General features: G+C 38.6%; 19 protein-coding genes and 2 pseudogenes. 11 read left to right on the top strand and 10 right to left on the bottom strand.

The genetic code is table 11. From position 1 onward, the window contains the following. Positions 1-91: 91 nt before the first annotated feature. A pseudogene (locus DDU33_RS06545) lies at positions 92-832 on the top strand (IS1595 family transposase); the annotation flags it as partial. Next, on the top strand, positions 832-1,266 hold the full coding sequence (locus tag DDU33_RS06540; RefSeq protein WP_108923894.1) for a DNA repair protein: 435 nt from the start codon (positions 832-834) through the stop codon (positions 1,264-1,266). The pseudogene DDU33_RS06545 and the gene DDU33_RS06540, both read left to right, overlap by 1 nt. Positions 1,267-1,269: 3 nt before the next feature. On the opposite strand, the gene DDU33_RS06535 is transcribed toward DDU33_RS06540, so the two are convergent. The 3 genes and pseudogenes from DDU33_RS06535 to fadR all read right to left on the bottom strand — a co-directional run bounded on the left by DDU33_RS06535 (position 1,270) and on the right by fadR (position 3,597). Then, positions 1,270-1,653, bottom strand: coding sequence for a hypothetical protein (locus DDU33_RS06535; protein ID WP_108923892.1), 384 nt, complete (start codon positions 1,651-1,653; stop codon positions 1,270-1,272). 132 nt (positions 1,654-1,785) lie between these two features. After that, positions 1,786-2,862 (bottom strand): annotated as a pseudogene (locus DDU33_RS06530) (PhoH family protein). Between the two features lie 9 nt (positions 2,863-2,871). Next, positions 2,872-3,597, bottom strand: a complete 726-nt coding sequence (gene fadR, locus DDU33_RS06525) for a fatty acid metabolism transcriptional regulator FadR (protein ID WP_005820472.1) — start codon at positions 3,595-3,597, stop codon at positions 2,872-2,874. A gap of 178 nt (positions 3,598-3,775) precedes the next feature. Between fadR and nhaB the strand changes: the two genes are divergently transcribed. The 5 genes from nhaB (at position 3,776) to DDU33_RS06500 (ending at position 10,023) form a co-directional block, all read left to right on the top strand. Then, entirely contained in the window at positions 3,776-5,317 is a 1,542-nt protein-coding gene (nhaB, locus tag DDU33_RS06520; protein ID WP_108923890.1) for a sodium/proton antiporter NhaB, read from the top strand. 110 nt (positions 5,318-5,427) lie between these two features. Next, positions 5,428-5,967, top strand: coding sequence for a disulfide bond formation protein DsbB (gene dsbB / locus DDU33_RS06515; protein ID WP_108923888.1), 540 nt, complete (start codon positions 5,428-5,430; stop codon positions 5,965-5,967). Between the two features lie 54 nt (positions 5,968-6,021). After that, positions 6,022-7,215, top strand: coding sequence for a cystathionine beta-lyase (gene metC / locus DDU33_RS06510; RefSeq protein ID WP_108923886.1), 1,194 nt, complete (start codon positions 6,022-6,024; stop codon positions 7,213-7,215). Between the two features lie 167 nt (positions 7,216-7,382). Then, positions 7,383-8,834: a catalase gene (locus DDU33_RS06505; protein ID WP_108923884.1), complete on the top strand. Its 1,452-nt coding sequence runs from the start codon at positions 7,383-7,385 to the stop codon at positions 8,832-8,834. Positions 8,835-8,937: 103 nt separating this feature from the next. After that, on the top strand, positions 8,938-10,023 hold the full coding sequence (locus DDU33_RS06500; RefSeq protein WP_108923882.1) for a metallophosphoesterase: 1,086 nt from the start codon (positions 8,938-8,940) through the stop codon (positions 10,021-10,023). A 40-nt stretch (positions 10,024-10,063) separates the two neighbouring features. Here DDU33_RS06500 and DDU33_RS06495 read toward each other — a convergent pair whose 3' ends face one another. The 7 genes from DDU33_RS06495 to rluD all read right to left on the bottom strand — a co-directional run bounded on the left by DDU33_RS06495 (position 10,064) and on the right by rluD (position 17,008). Beyond that, a complete protein-coding gene (locus DDU33_RS06495; protein ID WP_108923880.1) occupies positions 10,064-11,365 on the bottom strand; it encodes an NCS2 family permease in 1,302 nt (433 codons plus the stop codon). A 161-nt stretch (positions 11,366-11,526) separates the two neighbouring features. Further along, positions 11,527-12,024 (bottom strand): non-heme ferritin, encoded by a 498-nt coding sequence (gene ftnA, locus DDU33_RS06490; RefSeq protein ID WP_108923878.1) that lies wholly within the window; start codon positions 12,022-12,024, stop codon positions 11,527-11,529. After that, positions 12,024-12,527: a non-heme ferritin gene (gene ftnA, locus DDU33_RS06485; RefSeq protein WP_005824540.1), complete on the bottom strand. Its 504-nt coding sequence runs from the start codon at positions 12,525-12,527 to the stop codon at positions 12,024-12,026. The genes ftnA (DDU33_RS06490) and ftnA (DDU33_RS06485) overlap by 1 nt, the downstream gene beginning before the upstream one ends. Before the next feature lie 147 nt (positions 12,528-12,674). Beyond that, positions 12,675-13,649, bottom strand: a complete 975-nt coding sequence (gene secF, locus DDU33_RS06480) for a protein translocase subunit SecF (RefSeq protein WP_108923876.1) — start codon at positions 13,647-13,649, stop codon at positions 12,675-12,677. A gap of 10 nt (positions 13,650-13,659) precedes the next feature. Further along, complete coding sequence (gene secD / locus DDU33_RS06475; protein WP_108923874.1) at positions 13,660-15,507, bottom strand: protein translocase subunit SecD; 1,848 nt, start codon at positions 15,505-15,507, stop codon at positions 13,660-13,662. 69 nt (positions 15,508-15,576) lie between these two features. Continuing rightward, complete coding sequence (yajC, locus tag DDU33_RS06470) at positions 15,577-15,882, bottom strand: preprotein translocase subunit YajC (protein WP_005818666.1); 306 nt, start codon at positions 15,880-15,882, stop codon at positions 15,577-15,579. Between the two features lie 148 nt (positions 15,883-16,030). Continuing rightward, positions 16,031-17,008 carry a 23S rRNA pseudouridine(1911/1915/1917) synthase RluD gene (gene rluD / locus DDU33_RS06465; protein WP_108923872.1) on the bottom strand — a complete coding sequence of 326 codons (978 nt, stop codon included), beginning with the start codon at positions 17,006-17,008 and terminating at the stop codon, positions 16,031-16,033. A 155-nt stretch (positions 17,009-17,163) separates the two neighbouring features. On the opposite strand from rluD, the gene DDU33_RS06460 reads away from it, so the two are divergent. The 4 genes from DDU33_RS06460 (at position 17,164) to DDU33_RS06445 (ending at position 20,425) form a co-directional block, all read left to right on the top strand. Continuing rightward, positions 17,164-17,946: an outer membrane protein assembly factor BamD gene (locus DDU33_RS06460; protein WP_108923870.1), complete on the top strand. Its 783-nt coding sequence runs from the start codon at positions 17,164-17,166 to the stop codon at positions 17,944-17,946. A 98-nt stretch (positions 17,947-18,044) separates the two neighbouring features. Continuing rightward, a complete protein-coding gene (gene tsaD / locus DDU33_RS06455) occupies positions 18,045-19,076 on the top strand; it encodes a tRNA (adenosine(37)-N6)-threonylcarbamoyltransferase complex transferase subunit TsaD (RefSeq protein WP_108923868.1) in 1,032 nt (343 codons plus the stop codon). A 4-nt stretch (positions 19,077-19,080) separates the two neighbouring features. Further along, positions 19,081-19,641, top strand: coding sequence for a nucleotidyltransferase family protein (locus DDU33_RS06450; RefSeq protein WP_108923866.1), 561 nt, complete (start codon positions 19,081-19,083; stop codon positions 19,639-19,641). A gap of 13 nt (positions 19,642-19,654) precedes the next feature. Further along, on the top strand, positions 19,655-20,425 hold the full coding sequence (locus DDU33_RS06445) for a glycosyltransferase family 25 protein (RefSeq protein WP_108923864.1): 771 nt from the start codon (positions 19,655-19,657) through the stop codon (positions 20,423-20,425).

Here is a 20,425-nt window from a genome sequence, read left to right as displayed (position 1 = left end):
GGCTGCCTGAATGTTTTTTTAAATCGCAAATTGTTGGGCTGTGCAGCGGGGTGTCCGTAGCGCGTGTGAAGTGAATTGTGCAGTAAGACAATCAGCAAAAGGAATTTCCGCTTGCCAGCTATCTCGTGACTTGAACGTACAATACAAAACGGCTTTTACCCTTGCGCATAAGATTCGTGAAAGCCTGATTATCCAACGTGAGTTATTCCCCCTAGTAGGCGAAATCCATATAGATGGCACTTATGTACATTCCGCTCCACGTCCAAAGAATAAGAAAGCAGAGCGTGTGGATAGACGTTTAAAAGAAAACACCAATCCAAACAAGCGTGCGGTATTAGTGATGCGTGAGCGTTATTCAGAACAGGAAACTTCCTCTAATCCACAATTAGTGGGCGCAAAGAAAACCATCACTTTCCCTATTCTCTCAGAGAACACAGAAACGGTGAAGAAATTGGCTACTGCGTACATTGAGCCAAACAGCCGTATTCATGCGGACGAAAACTCAGCCTATGATGAATTGATGGTCAATTACGATTTACAACGAGTAAATCACCAACATGAATATCGTAGCGATGAAGGCGTTACTAATAACCTTGCGGAAAGTTACTTTGCACGTTTCAAACGAATGTATTACGGACAAGTCCACAAGATGAGTAACATTTATCTTGATAACTATGCCAATGAAATCGCCTATCGTGAAGATACTCGTAAACTGGATAATTTAACCATTTTCAATGATGTCACCAGTAAATGCCTCAGCACGTCATCAGATAATGTTTGGAAAGGCTATTGGCAAGGCAACCATAGACAAATAGAACGATTGGTAATGTAATGGCAAAGAAAATCTATTTAAGTCAAATTCAGACAAAAATTGACCGCTTGCAGCGTGAGCGTAAGCAAGTGCTAGAACACCTTGCTTTGGTGGAAAGTAAACTCGATAAGCTACAAGCAGCCATTGAGGTTATGCAATCAGAAGCCGTAACTGATGAATATAATACAGAGCTTTATACCTACCGCACTTATCAGCATCGTTTCAAGGGAAAACTACGCCAAATGGTACTTGCTGAAATGAAAGTAAAACCAAATCATTACTTTACTGTTAATGAATTAACGGAACTTGTCCTTATTCGAGATAAACAAGACCCCATCATTCAACCGCAACATACTGTTTCAGTTCGTGGCGCATTGAAGCATTGGCTTAATAAAGATGTGGTAGAACGAATAGTATTAAAAGCAAATGATGTGCGGTGGAGATTGAAAGCGTAACTATTAATTAGTTTTCAAGGTTTTTAAACGCCAATGAAACCCTGCACGCTCAACTAATCCTTTTTTCTCCAACCGCAACAACATTCTTTTGACTGCTTTATAATGGTTATCACCAACATCAACAAATTGTAGCTGCCCCACTAATCGTAATGCCTGTTCTGCTATATCCCCACATACCAACCACATATCCTGATTTTCCTTTAATACTTGTGCGATTAAACGAGTGGTAATCACAGACTGGCTTTTCGGTGTTTTCGGCATAAATGGATCTGCCAACTCGCTAATCTCTTGCGTTAAAAGTTGCATTTGCACCGTTAATAAATCTTGTTTTTCTTTCAGTTGAAGCAACCGTTCTACTAACTCGTGTTTGAGTAACTTTTGTGTCATAATAAAAATCCCTATTGAGTGAAAATTTCAATAGGGATTTTAATGTTTTCAATCGGTTAAATCTTTGTGCAACTGCTACATAATACCGATATACATAACAAATTCAACCGCTTACTTCTATAATAATCACATTTATAATGCTTCAGCTTGAGCTAAAATCTTCTGCTGCTCTAATGCCAATTTTTCTAATTGGCGCTGTTGTTTTCTCTCTTACTGGCGGATTTCGTCTTCCGCCTCCCAAACATCGTAGGCTTGTACAATTTTCGCCACCACAGGGTGTCGAACAATATCTTTGCTATCAAAGAAATTAAAGCTCAACTCCTCCACATCTTTTAAAACTTCCATAGCGTGCTTTAAGCCCGATTTTTGATTTCTTGGTAAATCAACTTGGGTTACATCGCCGGTAATTACCGCTTTAGAATTAAAGCCAATACGGGTTAAAAACATTTTCATCTGCTCGGTCGTTGTATTTTGGCTCTCATCTAAAATAATAAAGGCATCGTTTAGCGTTCTACCACGCATATAAGCAAGCGGTGCAATTTCAATCACACCTCGCTCCATCAATTTTTGCGCGCGTTCAAACCCTAGCATTTCAAACAAGGCATCATAAAGTGGTCGTAAATAAGGTTCGATTTTTTGCCCGAGATCTCCGGGTAAAAAACCTAATTTTTCGCCCGCTTCAACGGCTGGTCGTGTCAATAAAATACGGCGAATTTCTTGACGTTCTAAAGACTCCACCGCAGCAGCTACGGCAAGAAATGTTTTCCCCGTACCGGCAGGTCCAATCCCAAAGCTAATATCGTGATTGAGAATATTGCGTAAATACGCTTGTTGATGTTCGCCTCTAGGCTTAATCACACCTCGTTTAGTTTTGATCGTAATCTCGCCTTGTGATTGCCATTGATTTTGCAATAGCATTCGGCTTTCTTGGATCGCTAAATGGATATCTTCTAAATCCAGTTCTTTGATTTTACCTTTAATGGGTGCTGTTTCAACGTAAAGTTGCTGAATCAATTTTGCACTATTTTGCAAAAGATAATGGGTATAATGATTTTCTTCTGCAGGTTGAATAGTAAATAAAAAACCTTGACGAGCAATAACAATGTTGAAACTTTTTTCAATCAACGCTAAATGTTCATCAAAAGCACCGCAAAGTGATTGCAAGCGGGCGCTATCTTCCGGTGCTAAGCTAAAAACAATTTCATTCACACTCATTTTTTATTTATCCGTAAAATTAGCAGGAAGCTGCTGTAAAATTTCTGCCCAACGAATACTACTATTTTGGCGATTTCGAGCTAAACAATCCGTAACATATTGAAGCTCGCCCGTTTCACATAAGTTTTTCAGCTCTTGATAAAATTCAAAGGATAACTTACGTGCTTCTGCATTTTCAAAAAAGAGCGAGGCAACTTGAATATAAGTGCTTTTAAAACTATTAAAAATCAATGCGTAAACTGGTTTATTTGCTAGAAATGTCAATTGGCGATAAAGCGAATAATCAAATAATGCAAAAGATTGCGCATCATCTTCTAATTTTTCTAATGGTTCAAATAGACGTAGTACTTCTTGAGGCGCAAGTTTTATTGCCTCTTGAATATAATATTCAGACATTCTTGTTCGAAGAGAAAGTACATTAGAAATAATTAAAGGTGCTGAAGAAGGATCTAATTTTAAAATTGTTCCTAATATATTTGGCCCGGCTGTTTCCCAAATATCATTTACACGTGTTGGCTTCCCATGTTGAATTTGCAACCAACCATCACGAGCTAAACGTTGTAAGACTTCTCTTAATGTTGTACGAGTAACACCTATCCGTTCAGCTAATTCTCTCTCAGCTGGTAAATCGCTCCCCGCTGGGAAGTGATGATTCCAAATACATTTAACAATATACTCTTCAGCTAAAGCTGCTGGGCTTTGGGCTTTTAAAATTGTTGCGTTATCCAACTGGGATGCCTCCTGTTTTCGGCGTAATACCAAAAACGAAATTTATTTTGTGATTTTTAATAATGATCAAATTTTCCTAAAATAGTCAAATTTCTACTATAGGTCCAATTGTATTGTCTCTTAATTTACTCTATATTGCAAACTCGCATATTCAAAATAATAATTAAAGGAGATGATTATGGAAGCCTCTCAGGTATTCTTTAAATCTTTTCTAGGCAAAAGCCCAGATTGGTATAAATTATGTATTCTTGGTTTTTTAACCATCAATCCTGTACTCTATTTCTGCGTGAGTCCTTTTGTTGCAGGATGGGTACTGGTCGCTGAATTCATTTTTACATTATCCATGGCATTAAAATGCTATCCATTACAACCTGGTGGCTTATTAGCCATTGAAGCCGTTATTATCGGTATGACGAGTCCACATCATATTAAACAAGAAGTGATGGCAAACTTTGATGTTATCTTACTCTTAATGTTTATGGTTGCTGGTATCTATTTTATGAAGCAACTTTTATTGCATGTTTTCACGAAATTATTGATTGCTATCCATTCAAAAAAATTACTTGCCTTAGCTTTCTGTTTAAGTGCTGCATTTTTATCTGCTTTCCTTGATGCACTAACCGTTATTGCCGTGATTATCAGTGTTGGAACCGGTTTCTACGGTGTTTATCACAAAGTTGCTTCAGGTAATAGCTTTGAAGATTCTACCGATATAACCAATGATGACAAAATTCAAAGTAAAAAAGAAATCCTCGACCAATTCCGAGCTTTCTTACGTAGCCTTTTAATGCATGCAGGTGTCGGCTCAGCATTAGGTGGAGTAATGACGATGGTTGGTGAACCACAGAACCTTATTATTGCAGGCCAAGCAGAATGGGGATTTGTGGAATTTTTATTAAGGGTTCTACCAATTAGCGTACCAGTGCTTATTTGCGGAGCTTTGACTTGTTTAGCGGTAGAACACTTTAAGCTGTTTGGCTATGGAGAAAAACTACCGAAAAAAGTTTGGGTAGTATTAGCTCGTTATAACCAATCTAGAGAGCGCAAAATGACCAAACAAGATCGTCTAAAAATGGGGATTCAAGCTGTTGCCGGCGTTTGGTTAATTTTCGGTTTAGCTCTTCACCTTGCTGATGTTGGTATTATTGGTTTAACCGTAATTATCTTTACCACCGCTTTTTGTGGTATTACAGACGAACATACCATCGGACGTTCTTTCCAAGAATCAATGCCGTTCTGTGCTTTGTTAGTCGTTTTCTTCTCAGTTGTTGCCGTAATCATTGATCTCAAACTCTTTGAGCCAATTATCCAATTTGTATTATCGGCTGATTCACAATCACAGCTTTCATTGTTCTATATTTTCAACGGTTTACTTTCTATGATTTCAGATAACGTCTTCGTAGGAACCGTTTATATCAATGAAGCGAAAACAGCCTTTACTTCAGGCATCATTAATCGTGAACAATTTGACCTGATCGCAGTGGCAATCAATACTGGTACTAACTTACCTTCGGTCGCCACACCAAACGGACAAGCTGCATTCTTGTTCTTATTAACCTCTGCTTTTGCACCGCTTATTCGTCTCTCTTATGGAAAAATGGTGTATATGGCATTACCATATAGTATCGTCCTTTCTGGCGTAGGTTTCTTATCACTTGAATACCTCTTACCAAAATGCACAGAGTTGATGACACAATGGGGTTGGATTATCACAAGATAAATCCTCATCATATTCCATATTAGGCGGTTTTATCCGCCTAATTGTTTTTTGTACTTTCCCCTCTGAATAAGAATTGCTACAATGGCTTAAATCAATGAAAAGGGGACACTATGCTCACATTCTTTAAAAACCTTTCTCTAAGCCGAACAGCTTGGCTCTTTCTTGCTTTTGTTGCCTTTGTGTTAGAAGCAACAGGCCTATATTTTCAACACGGAATGGGACTTCAACCCTGTGTCATGTGCGTTTATGAACGCCTTGCGATTTTTGGGTTGGTCATAGCCGGATTACTCGGCGCTATTGCCCCTCGCTTCGCCTTTTTCCGTTGGATTGCTCTCGCCTTATGGGGATTTAGTGCGATTAAGGGATTACTCTTAGCCATAAAACATACCGATTACCAACTTAACCCATCCCCTTGGAACCAATGTGAATTTAAACCCGATTTCCCTCAAACCATGCCGTTTGACCAATGGTTCCCGAGTATCTTTGCACCCGGTCCGGTAAATTGTAGCCAAAGCCAATGGGAAATGTTAGGTTGGGGAATGCCACAATGGTTAATTTTAGCCTTTGGTCTATTTAGCCTCTTTTTCGTTTTAGTGCTTATTAGCCAATTTAAAAAAAGCAGACCGCAATACCGCTCTGTTTTTAGATAACCTCGAGCGGTCAAATATTGCAAAAAGTTGATATTACACAATAGCAAAAGAAATATGTCAAATCACAACAAAACTCTCGAAACAACTCTTGTTCACGCAGGGCGAAAATCACGTTATACCCAAGGCTCGGTTAATCCTGTTGTCCAACGCGCCTCTTCATTAGTGTTTAACACCGTTGCCGATAAAAAACACGCCACAAGAAACCGTTACAAAGGCGAATTATTTTATGGCAGACGAGGTACGCTAACCCATTTCGCATTACAAGATGCGATGTGTGAATTAGAAGGTGGCGCCGGCTGTTACCTCTACCCTTGCGGTGCGGCAGCTGTAACCAATGCGATTTTAGCCTTTGTATCACAAGGCGATCATATTTTAATGACGGGCGCAGCCTACGAGCCGACACAAGATTTTTGTAACGTTATTCTGAAAAATCTTGGTATCAGTACGACTTATTATGATCCGATGATTGGCGAAGGTATCCGCTCTCTTATTCAGCCAAAGACCAAAATCCTCTTTTTAGAAAGCCCGAGTTCACTTACCCTAGAAGTACCGGATATTCCAACGTTGGTACGTGTTGCTCGAGAAATTAATCCTGAAATTGTTATTATGATTGATAATACTTGGGCGGCAGGAGTTCTTTTCCCAGCCCTTGAATTTGGTATTGATATTTCTATTCAAGCCGGCACAAAATATCTTGTTGGACATTCTGATGTGATGATCGGCACAGCGGTTTCAAACGCTCGTTGTTGGGATCAGCTTCGTGAGCGTTCTTATTTAATGGGGCAAATGGTTGATGCCGATTCTGCTTATATGACCGCCCGAGGTATTCGAACTCTTGGCATTCGCTTAAAAGAGCAAGAAAAAAGCGGCATAACCATTGCGAACTGGCTGGCTCAACGCCCTGAAGTAAAAGCGGTTTACCACCCGGCACTACCAAGCTGCTTAGGTCACGAATTCTTTAAACGGGATTTTAAAGGCGCAAGCGGTGTTTTTTCTTTCGAACTTTACGAAAAATTAACCGATGAGCAACTCTCTAATTTCCTAGACCATTTTAAAATCTTCACTATGGCATACTCTTGGGGGGGATTCGAGTCGTTGATTTTGGCTAATCAGCCGGAAGAAATTGCTCGCATTCGTCCTGCAATTGAACGTAAATTAACAGGTACCTTAATTCGTCTGAACATCGGTTTAGAGGCTGTGGAAGATCTTATTGCCGATCTTGAACAAGGTTTTGCAAGATTAAAATAGTCTAATTCTCGCCCTTCATATCCAAATGAAGGGTTTTAACATAGAATTCACCAATCCATTTTAAGTTATTATTAGTTTTGGTTTATTGATTTGATAGTTTTACAAATTTTTAACAATCAATAACAATAAATAAAACGTCAAAACCTATTAAAATAAGGAAACTTAAAATGTCTCAAAAATGCCCTTTTGATCATGGCTCAAAAACTTTAACAACGGCAGCAGGTGCACCAGTTGTTGATAATGACAACACAATGTCTGCGGGTCCACGTGGTCCACTTCTTTTACAAGACGTATGGTTCCAAGAGAAATTAGCACACTTTGCTCGTGAGCGTATTCCTGAGCGTGTGGTTCACGCTAAAGGTTCAGCGGCTTACGGTACATTCACTGTGACTGCAGATATTACTAAATATACTAAAGCTGCGGTATTTAAACCGGGTGCACAAACTGAAGTATTATTACGTTTCTCAACGGTTGCTGGTGAGCGTGGGGCAGCCGATGCAGAGCGTGATGTACGTGGTTTCTCCTTAAAATTCTATACAGAACAAGGTAACTGGGACTTAGTGGGTAACAATACACCAGTATTCTTTATCCGAGATCCATTAAAATTCCCAGATTTTATCCATACACAAAAACGTAACCCACAAACAAACTTACGTGATGCAAATGCGGCTTGGGATTTCTGGTCACGTCACCCTGAATCAATGCACCAAATTATGACATTATTCTCAGATCGTGGTATTCCAGCAAGCTTACGTCATATGAACGGTTACGGTAGCCACACTTATAGCTTTGTAAACGCAAACAACGAGCGTTTCTGGGTGAAATTCCACTTCAAAACACAACAAGGTCACAAATTCTTCACTAACGAAGAAGCGGCTAAAGTAGTGGGCGAAAATCGTGAATCTAGCCAACAAGATTTATACGAAGCGATTGAGCGTGGCGAATTCCCTCGTTGGACTGTTCAAGTACAAATTATGCCAGAAGCAGATGCTCACAAACATAATTATGCCTTTGACTTAACTAAAGTATGGCCACACTCAGATTACCCAGTGATCGAAGTGGGTGTATTAGAGTTAAACCGCAATCCACAAAACTACTTCGCAGAAGTAGAACAAGCGGCATTTGCACCATCTAACATCGTTCCGGGAATCGGCTTCTCGCCAGACCGTATGTTACAAGGTCGTCTGTTCTCTTACCAAGATGCACAGCGTTACCGTTTAGGTGTAAACCACCACCAAATCCCTGTAAATGCACCAAAATGCCCATATCACACGACTCACCGTGATGGTGCAATGCGTATTGATGCAAACGGTGGCAACCACCCTAACTACTCGCCGAACCGTTTTGACACTTATGTACCAACCCACGATCAATTACCATTACAAATTGAGCGTGAAGCTGCACACTTTAACTTCCGTGAGTACGATGAAGATTACTACTCACAGCCTGCTGCTCTTTATAACTTATTCACAGCAGAAGAAAAAGATCGCTTAGCAGGTAACTTTGCAGCAGGTTTATCAGGCGTTACTGTTCCTGAAATCGTAGAAAGACAAATGGCTCAATTTGAAAAAGTCAGCACAGAATTAGCAAACGCAATTCGTCAAAAGCTAGAGAAGTAACCCTCTAAAGCATTATTCCCCCTCAGAATTGTATTTGCTATACTTAAAAGCCCAGCCTTTGGTTGGGCTTTTTTACTTGTAAATCAAATATAAGGGAAATCTTTTGGAATATCGCCACTATATTACTTTTGCCATTGCATTTATTACGCTGCAATTATTAGTTCTTAACTTCTCTCGAACGATAGGCTGGTTAGGCAATTTATCCGACAAAAAACGTAAGATCGTAACACTTACCAGCTATTTAGTTGCCAATGGGCTGATTTTTCTGCAATTTTTTAAAACGTTTCAGAGCTTTCGCCTTGTTGCGTTCCTTCTCGCTTTTTTGATGTTTATCTTTTTTGTTCGATTAGGAACAATGCTGATTTACACCTTTGGGAAACTCATCATTCCTGTGGATCGGCTAAATAAATGGTTAAAAATAGCTTATTTACCTGTGCTCGCCGGTTTTATGGCTTTAACGATTTATAATGCTTATGTGCCTAAAGTTATTCATTACCAAATTACGCTGGATAAACCCATTTCGCCTCTTCGCATCGGTGTCGTAAGCGATTTACACTTAGGTAAATTCTTTGGCAATAAACAGCTCGATACTCTTGCGGATATTTTCAATCGTGAAAAAGTCGATTTAATTTTACTCCCTGGCGATATTATGGATGACAATACCCAAGTTTATACCGCCGAACAAATGCAACCGCATCTATCAAAACTAAAAGCGCCTTTAGGTGTTTATGCCACCCTTGGCAATCACGACTTTTTAGGTTCGCAAAAAGATATTGCCGATGAGATCCGCAAAGCCGGTATTCAAGTTTTATGGGATCAAGCGGTCGAAATTGAAGGAAAATTTACTATTATTGGTCGTAATGATGATTTAGTAAAAAACCGCCCTAGCGCAGAACAGCTTTTAAAAGACGTTAATACAAGGCTACCGACCTTTTTATTAGATCATCGCCCAACACAAATTGAAGAACATTCAAAATTACCGATAGATATTCAGGTTTCCGGGCATACCCATAAAGGGCAAATATTCCCTGCGAATATTGTTACTTCATTAATGTACCGACTAGATTACGGCTATGAAAAAATCGAAAACGGACACTTTTTTGTTACGTCAGGCTATGGGTTTTGGGGAATTCCAATGCGATTAGGCTCTCAATCTGAAGTATTGATTATTGATGTGAAAGGAAAATAAAAAAGAAACGGCTACGAAAGTAGCCGTTATTTATATTCAATTAAATCGCCAATTCAAACGCATAGAATGCGACTAAAATGATTGCAATAATGACTGTTCCGATATTTAGCTTTTTAAATTCGCCTGAAATAACTCGACCAATCACTAAACTTGCAAAGCCAAGCATGATACCGGTTACAATATTTGCAGTTAAAACAATAAATACCGCACACACAAGCCCTGCCATTGCGCCTACGAAATCATCAAAATCTAATTTCGATACATTGCTTAACATCAATAAACCTACGTACATCAATGCCGGTGCTGTCGCATAACTTGGTACTAAAAATGCTAATGGTTGGAAAAAAAGCATAAGCAAGAAGCCAATACCCACAACCACAGAGGTTAAACCTGTTTTACCGCCAACGGCTGTACCTGCAGCAGATTCAATATAAACCGCTGCCGGTGCTGTACCAAATAATCCTGAGAATACTGAACCTAATGAGTCTGAAGTTAAAGCTCGTCCGCCATTGATAATTTGTCCGTCTTTATCGAGTAAGTTAGCTTGCCCTGCAACGGCACGAATAGTGCCTGTCGCATCAAAAATCGCTGTCATTACTAACGCAAATACTACCGGTAAAATCGCTGTATTTAGTGCGCCCATAATGTCTAATTGGAGGAAAAGCGATTGCTCACCAAAACTTGGCATTTTGAAGAAACCGGCATATTTCACATCTTGGTCAAAAATTAAACCAATAATCGTGATGGCAATAATTACCCATAAAATAGAGCCTTTTACTTTTAATTTTTCAAGCCCAATAATTGCCGCTAAGCCAAGCAATGACATAATCACAGGGAAAGAGGTAAAATCGCCCATTTTTACTGGAATAGCAATGCCACTGTTAATCACTAATTTCACATTGGTTGCTGCAATTAGTAATAAGAACAAACCAATCCCAATACCTGCCCCGTGAGCAATGCTTGAAGGTAGATTACGTAAAATCCAAGCACGAATACCGGTTACAGAAATAAGGGTAAACACCGCCCCCATTAAGAAAATTGCACCAAGCGCAACAGGAATAGAAATACCTTGCCCTAGTACTAAGCTAAATGCAGTAAAAGCTGTTAAGGAAATGGCGCTACCAATTGCCATTGGTACATTAGCCCATAAGCCAATCAGAATTGAACCTAAGCCTGAAACCAAACAAGTTGCGATAAAAACTGATTCAGCCGGAAATCCTGCTTGGCTTAACATTCCAGGTACAACAATAATGGAATAAACCATTGCTAAGAAAGTGGTTAAACCCGCAACAATTTCTTGGCGAGAATTAGTGCCACGTTCTTCAAATTTAAATAAAGACATAAGAACCTCTAAGAAAACAAAATAGGGGCAAATTTTACATAAATGAAACAACTTAAGCAAACGTTTGCGATGCATTAGAAAGAAAAGCGGTCTAATTTATGCCCTCATTTGCAAAAAATAAGAGAAATTAGACCGCTTGATTCCTTCAAAGCGATTTAAAATTAGTGGCTCGCCGCCATTTTTTCTAAATCCTTATCAATATAGTATAACGCTTTGCCATCTTCGCCAAGAAGTTTGAATTTATCTAAAATCGAATTAAATAAATACTCTTCTTCGTGCTGTTCTGCCACGTACCATTGTAAGAAATTAAACGTTGAATAATCTTTTGCTTCAAACGAAACACCCACAAGCTCATTAATTTTAGCCGTAACGTGCTTTTCGTGTTCTAACACAATCTCAAATAGCGATTTTAGAGAGTTGTACTCTGCTTGAGGTGCTTCAATCGCATAAATTTCCGCTAATGCGCCTGTTTCATTTAAATAAGTAAATAGGCGGCGCATATGCTCCATTTCTTCCATTGCGTGCGCTTTTAAGAATTTCGCAGCACCGGCAAAACCGTTGTTATCCGCCCAAGCAGACATTTGCAGATAAACATTTGACGAGTAAAATTCTAAATTAAGCTGATCATTTAAATATTTGATGATATTTTGCGATAACATTATGCCGCTCCTTGTTGATCTAAGGTTTCTAAATCTTTATCGATGAAGTAAAGTGATTTACCGGTTTCGCCTGCAACCACAAATTTATCGAGAATCTCGCCAAATAATTTCTCTTCTTCGTGCTGTTCAGCAACATACCATTGTAAGAAATTAAAGGTTGAATAATCTTTAGCGGCAAAAGTCACTTCAACTAATTCATTGATTTTTGAGGTAACAAATTTTTCGTGTTCAAAAACAATATCAAATAACTCTTTTAATGAGGCATACTCTTTGCAAGGTGCTTCAATTTTACCTAAAAGTGGCATTGCACCTGTTTCACAAACATAATCAAACAACTTTTGCATATGCTCTAGTTCTTCATCTGCGTGGCGTAATAAAAATTCCGCTGCGCCTGCAAAACCATTTTTTGAACACCAAGCAGACATTTGTAGATAAACGTTAGAAGAATAGAATTCTAAGTTAATCTGTTCATTGAGTTTATCAATGATCGATTTTTGTAACATATTTGTTCTCCTGAACTTAAATAAACTTAGATAAAAAATGAGAGCCAATCTCACTACCAAAATAAAAAACGACAAAGGGCAAGAAAATTCTTGCCCTTTTAATGTGGAGATTATAACCATTGCATAGATTATAATCAATAACTAATTTTAGTAATCAATAAATGATTCCGTATTCGCACCTTCTTTTTCAACAACAGGTTTATTCATATGTTCTCTATCTAAACCTAATTGAAGTGCGACACCAATAGCGATATAGATTGATGAGTAAGTACCAAAACCGATACCAATCAATAACGCTAATGAGAAGTTATGAATTGTCGGACCACCAAACCAATATAACGCTGCGACCACAAAAAGCGTAGTAATTGAGGTCATTAATGTTCTTGATAAGGTTTGGCTTAATGAAATATCAATAACTTCAATGGAGCTTACTCGGCGAATTTTACTGAAGTTTTCCCTTACACGGTCAAACACAACAATAGAGTCATTTAACGAGTAACCTACCACCGATAGAATCGCAGCCACAAAGGTTAAGTCAATCTCAATTTGTAAAAATGAGAATACGCCCAATGTTACCATTACATCGTGGAAAAGCGCTAAGATACCGCCGAATGCCATTCTCACCTCAAAGCGTGTTCCTACATAAAGTAGTAACATACCCAGAGTTGCCAAGGTCGCATAGATCGCACCTTGAGTAAGTTCTTCACCTACGTTTGGTCCTACGAATTCCACGCTTTTGATCGTTGCACCGGCATCAAGATCTTGATGAACCATATTCATAATCTTATTACCCAGATCTTTATCGCCTGCTGATGCCGGTAAGCGGATCATGATATCTTTTTGACTACCCGTTGTTTGAACGAGTGCACTTCCATAACCATTTTTCTCTAAGGTTGAGCGCACTTTCTCTAAATCTGCAGGTTGAGAGAAACTCGTTTCAATTACCGTACCACCCGTGAAATCTAATCCCCAGTTAAATCCTTTCGTTGCAATTGAAAAAATACAAAGCGCCGTAAGGATGAGAGAAAAAACAAATCCCACATAACGGTATTTCATAAATGGAATCAGCTTATAGGGTAGTTTAATCTCCGAAGCATCTTTTTCTTTTTGAATTGTTGCCATTTATGCCACCTTAAATCCAAAGTTTTTTCACACGTTTATTACCGCCATATACCCAGTTTACAAGCATACGTGTTCCGGTAATCGCTGTGAACATTGAAATCATAACACCTAATGCAAGTGTTACCGCAAAGCCTTTAACCGGACCAGTTCCTACTGCATAAAGGACTAATGAAGTCAGTATCGTTGTCAAGTTCGAGTCAAAAATTGAGGTAAATGCTCCGTTATAACCTTCACTAATCGCTTGTTGCACTGAACGTCCATTACGTAGTTCTTCTTTGATACGCTCATAAATCAATACGTTCGCATCCACAGACATCCCTACGGCAAGTACAATACCGGCAATCCCCGGCATGGTTAATGTTGCGCCAATCAATGACATTAAGCCTACGGTTAAAATCATATTAACGGTTAAAGCAACAGACGCAAAGATACCGAACATTTTGTAGTAAACTAAACAGAAGATAATGGTTAATACTAAACCATACATCCCTGCTTCCATCCCTTTTTGAACGTTATCCGCCCCAAGAGATGCACCAACTGTACGCTCTTCAACGATAACGATTGGCGCAATTAATGCACCTGAGCGTAATAATACTGCAAGGTTTTGTGCTTCAGCCGCTGAGTTAATCCCAGTAATTTGGAACTGGCTTCCTAAACGTGAGTTTACGGTAGCAACGTTAATCACTTCAGTACGTTTTTCAAGAATTACTTTACCGTTTGCATCACGGCGACCTGAATCTTTAAACTCACTATAAAGTGTTGCCATTGCTTTACCCACTGCGGCTTTTGTCATATCCGCCATTTGATCGCCACCTTCACGATCTAGCTTGATACTTACCTGTGGCAAACCTCTTTCATCTTTACCTGCACTCGCATCAATAATATGCTCACCACCTAAAGCCGGTTTACGTTTTAACACAACCGGACGTTCATCACGGGTATGTTGTAATTCCGAATCGGCAGGAACAATACCACGAGCAGCCGCCTCAGCATTCACACTTTCATTCACTAAACGGAATTCAAGCGTTGCTGTTGCCCCAAGTAGTTCTTTTGCTCGAGCAGTATCTTGTACCCCAGGTAGTTCAACTACGATACGATCAGCACCTTGACGTTGAATAGTCGGTTCAGATACGCCTAACTCTTCAACACGTTTACGTAAAATCGATAAGTTTTGCTCAATGGCTGTATCGCGAGTTGTCGATAAACCTGTTGCTGAAAGTGCAAATGTCACTTCAGTTGGCGAGTTATAGCTTGCTTCAAGCGTTGTATGCATACGTTTTACATAACGAACCGCTTTATCTGCTGCATCACTATCCGCAAATTCGATGATCGTTGCAAAATTTTCGCCTTTTTTAACCGCTTTATACTGAATTTTTTCTTTACGTAATTCTAAACGTAAAGCATCTTGCAAGCTTTCTTGCTGTTTTTCCATTGCCGTTTTCATGTCCACTTCCATTAAGAAGCGAACACCACCACGCAAATCCAGACCACGTTTCATTGGGCTGCCGCCAATATCTGTTAGCCATGTTGGTGTTGCCGGCGCAAGGTTTAATGCAACAGAATATTTATCGCCCAACACTTCTGCAATTTTTTCTTTTGCCGGAAGTTGTTGTTCATCTTTTTCTAAACGAACCAAAATAGAGCCATTTTCCAATACACTGGATTTTGGTTTGATATTTAATGCGTCAAGCGCATTATGTACTTGAGCAAGAGTTTCTGTGGTAGCTTGTTGACCACGAGTTCCTGAAACTTGAACCGATGGATCTTCGCCATATAAGTTAGGAAGAGCATATAAACTGCCGATGAGTACCACAAAGATAATCATCAAGTTCTTCCATAACGGGAAACGATTTAACACACTAATTCTCCCATTGAGTAAAAAATGCCCACTGAATTGTTCCAGTAGGCATCATATATGAATATGAAATTATTGCTGATCTTTTAATGCTTTCATTGTCCCTTTTGGTAATTTTGCGACAACGAAATTACGAGAAATCATGACTTCATTATTGTCATTTAATGCCATTACAACATTCTCACTTTCAGCACTGACTTTTGTAATTCTACCGATTAAGCCACCACTTGTGAGGATTTCATCGCCTTTTGCAAGATTAGAAAGTAATTCACGCTGTTCTTTTTGGCGTTTTGCTTGTGGACGATAAATCATAAAATAGAAAATGATACCGAACACTGCAAGAATGACTAACATCTCTAAACCGCTACCTTGTTGCATAAAAGCTCCTTAAATCAATAAGTTAAAATAAAATCGTTAAATTTCCTACCACTACCATTCCATGTAACAACATGTAACAAGCAGGATAGAAAAAATTGTTCGCTAAAATAGCATAATTTCTGCTATTTAACGAGAAGAAAATGTGATTTTAATAATCGAGTTGATCTTTATAAAGCTCATAATCCGCTTTTAAAGCCTCAACTAACTCAACAAAATCATCAGGTAATGGCGCATGCCATTCCATCAATTCACCGGTAATCGGGTGCTCAAGACGCAGCATTGTTGCGTGTAATGCCTGACGCTGGAAACCTCTTAATACCGCTAAAAACGCTTCGCTAGCCCCTTTTGGTGGACGAGGTCGCCCTCCATAAAGCTGATCACCTAATAACGGGTGAGCAATGTGTGCCATATGGACACGAATTTGGTGTGTACGCCCCGTTTCTAAACGTAGGCGCAAGCGAGTATAGTTTCTAAAACGCTCCATAATTCGGTAATGCGTAACCGCAGGTTTTCCCATTGGATGTACTGCCATTGCCGTACGTTTCGTTGGGTGACGAGCCATCGGCTCATCGACTTTACCGCCTTGCGTCATAATGCCACTAGCAATCGCTTCATATTCACGAGTAATCTGGCGTTTTTGTAATGCAGTAACCAGATGGGTTTGTGCCGGAATGTTTTTTGCCACGACCATTAACCCCGTAGTATCTTTATCTAGACGATGCACAATCCCTGCTCGAGGAACTTCAGCAATCGGTGGGTAATGATATAGTAAAGCGTTTAACACTGTACCGTCCGGGTTTCCTGCTCCTGGATGTACCACTAAATCTTTAGGTTTATTGATGACGATAATATCATCATCTTCATACACGATATTTAACGGAATATTTTGCGGTTCAAAACGGACTTCTTCTTCCACTTCCGCTTGAACTTCAATTAATTCTCCACCGAAAACTTTTTCTCGGGCTTTATTCACGATCTTACCGTTTACCCAAACCTGATCATTTTCAATCCATACTTTTAAGCGAGAACGTGAGTAATCGGGAAATAATTGAGCAAGTGCTTGATCTAATCTTGCTCCCAATAAATCTGCTGAAACCTCAGCAGTTAAAGTAATTTGTTGCGTCATTAACTATAAATTCCAATTTGTCTGTTGCTTATTTATGAGCGTACTATAAAATAAGGGCAATTCGTATGAACTTAACAAAGTGCCATGAGTCAATATGACTATTGTACATTAACTTTTGATCATAGACACTTTTTTATCTATAAAGGTAATTCATTATGCGTAAATTTACTTCTCTTGCTTCCTTGATCTTAGCCGGACTTCTCGTTGTAGGCTGTTCAAGTAATGCAAATAAAGAACTTGAAGAAGCTTCTGCTCAAGATCTTTACAGCAAAGGGCAAACTTATTTACAAGACGGAGATTATAACTCTGCTATCCGTTACTTAGATGCGGTTGGAACAAAAGGTGGGCAACAAAGTCAATTTGGCGAACAAACCCAATTAAGCCTTATCTATGCACAATATAAAATTGGCGAATACTACAAAGCATTAGATATTGCTGAACGTTTTGTTCGTGCTTATCCAAACAGCCCACAAATGGATTACGTATTCTATCTAGCGGCATTATCTAATGCTCGCTTAGGCGATAACTTTATTCAAGATTTCTTTGGTGTAAATCGTTCATCACGTTCAACAGATTCTGTACGTAATGCATACGGTAGCTTCCAAACTATTGTAAAAGAGTTTCCAAACAGTAAATACGTACCAGAAGCACAACAATGGATGGTTTACTTAAAAAATCGTCTAGCCGAACATGAATTACAAATTGTAAAATTCTATGACGAGCGTGAAGCTTATGTTGCTGTGGCTAACCGTGTAGAAGAAATGATGAATTTCTACCCTGATAACAAACCAACTTTAGAAGCATTACCTTATATGCAAAAAGCGTTTGAGAAAATGGGGTTAAATGATTCTGCTGAAAAAGTTGCTTCAATGATCGAAGCAAATAAAAATAAAGAGTTCCCAACAATTACTAAACCTGAATATAGCGAACAATTCTAATTAGTCATTGTTTTCGTTCTAATTTATACCACGGATATCGGATAACAACCGTTGTTATTTTGCTATCCGTGGTTTCATATTTAATCTAATCATAAAACATGAAAATTTTAGGTATCGAAACCTCTTGCGATGAAACCGGCGTTGCGATTTATGATGAAGAACAAGGCTTAATCGCAAATCAACTTTATAGCCAAATAGATATGCATGCGGATTATGGCGGTGTTGTTCCTGAATTAGCTTCTCGCGATCATATACGCAAGACGTTGCCCCTTATTCAAGCTGCATTAAAAGATGCAAATTTGACCGCTTGTGATATTGACGGTGTGGCTTATACTGCCGGACCGGGATTAGTTGGTGCATTATTGGTTGGTTCAACTATCGCCCGTTCATTAGCCTATGCGTGGGATAAACCTGCTCTTGGCGTTCATCATATGGAGGGGCATTTACTTGCACCGATGTTAGAAGAAAATCCACCTGAATTTCCTTTTGTTGCCTTGCTGATTTCGGGCGGACACACGCAACTGGTTAAAGTTGAAGGCGTTGGGCAATATGAATTACTCGGCGAATCCATTGATGATGCGGCAGGCGAAGCTTTTGATAAAACAGGGAAATTACTTGGCTTAGACTACCCTGCCGGCGTAGCTGTTTCTAAACTTGCCGAAAAAGGCACGCCAAATCGTTTTGTTTTTCCTCGCCCGATGACTGATCGACCGGGGTTAGATTTTAGCTTTTCGGGGTTAAAAACTTTTGCTGCAAATACGATTAACGCAAACTTAGATGAAAATGGTCAGTTAGATGAACAAACACGTTGCGATATTGCTCACGCTTTCCAACAAGCCGTTGTGGATACGATTATTATTAAATGCAAACGTGCTTTACAACAAACCGGTTATAAACGCTTAGTGATGGCGGGCGGTGTGAGTGCCAATAAGCAGCTTCGAGCAGATCTTGCGACTATGATGAAGAACTTAAAAGGCGAAGTATATTACCCCCGCCCACAGTTTTGTACCGATAACGGTGCAATGATTGCTTATGCCGGTTTTGTACGTTTAAAACACGGCGAAAGAAGCGATTTAAGTGTCAGCGTAAAACCACGCTGGCCAATGGTGGAATTGCCCCAAATTGAGTAATATTATGCTAGAAAAAATTGAATGTTTCATAAAAGAAATCAATAAACTACATTCTGATTTTTTTGAAGATCATTTTCTTGCCGGAAAATTAAGAAAGTTCAATTTGAATCTTGCATTAACTAAAGTTCCCATAGAGCATATTTTATCTTATCGCTTAAATTTATACGAAGCCATTAACGACTATCTATTTAGAGCGGATCTCTATGATGTTCCTTATTTTTATCGAGTCAAAGCTTCTGAATCCATTTTAGATAAAATTAAACGTTTTGAAGCCCGTAGTGAAGGCTATCCGGTAAATAGTATTATGAATGATATTTTCGGGGCTCGAATTATTGTTTCAAGCGAAGAGATTAGCCAAATAATGGAACGTTTAGATGATTGGAAAGAAAAATATGGCTTAAAAAATTGGTATTTAAGAGATAAAGAGGAATATGTTGGCATTCATATTTATTTTAAAAATGAGAGCAATTTTTACTATCCGTGGGAATTACAAATCTGGGATAGAAAAGATGCCGAGCAAAATATTCAAAGCCATATAAAATATAAACGAAATTTTGTTAAATAAGAGGATAATTATTATGCATAGTACAACTCAGCAACATAATTATGTGATTAGTTTATTAACAGCTAAAGAACGCCGTAATCATATTATTCAGGAATTTGGCAAGCAAGATATTCCTTTTGAATTTTTTGATGCTATAACGCCGGATTTGATTGAAGAAAAAGCCAACGAATTTGGCATTGATATTTCAAATAGTCCTTTAACCAAAGGGGAAATGGGTTGCGCATTAAGTCATATTGCATTATGGCACTTCGCAAAAGAAAACAAGCTAGATTATATTTGTATTTTTGAAGATGACATTTATTTAGGGGAAAATGCAAAAAAATTCCTAACTAATAGCTATGTAAATCATGATGTTGATGTAATTAAGCTTGAAAAGCATTCTTCTAAAATCATATATGCAACGAATCTAGAAGCTCACTTTTGTAATAGAGCTCTTCATAAATTAAAATCAAAACATACAGGAACAGCTGGGTATATTTTAACGGCAAAAGGTATTAAATATCTTTTAGAAAAAATAAAAATATATCAACTTTCAATACCTGTTGATGTGCTAATGTTTGAAAAATTCTTAAAAAAATCTGATTATAAGGTTTTACAGCTAACTCCAGCTATTTGTATTCAGGATGATGTTTTAAATAAAGAAATAAATTTCAAAAGCACCTTATCTGATGAACGAAATAATAATAAAGGTAAAACAAACTTAGCTAAATTATATAGAGAGATAACTCGCCCTTTCATTCAATTAAGAAAAAAATTATTTAGTAAAAATATTGAATTTAAATAA

Source organism: Actinobacillus porcitonsillarum, assembly GCF_003101015.1.
Taxonomy (GTDB): Bacteria; Pseudomonadota; Gammaproteobacteria; order Enterobacterales; family Pasteurellaceae; genus Haemophilus_A; species Haemophilus_A porcitonsillarum.
This window is presented reverse-complemented; position numbering and strand designations above follow the sequence as displayed.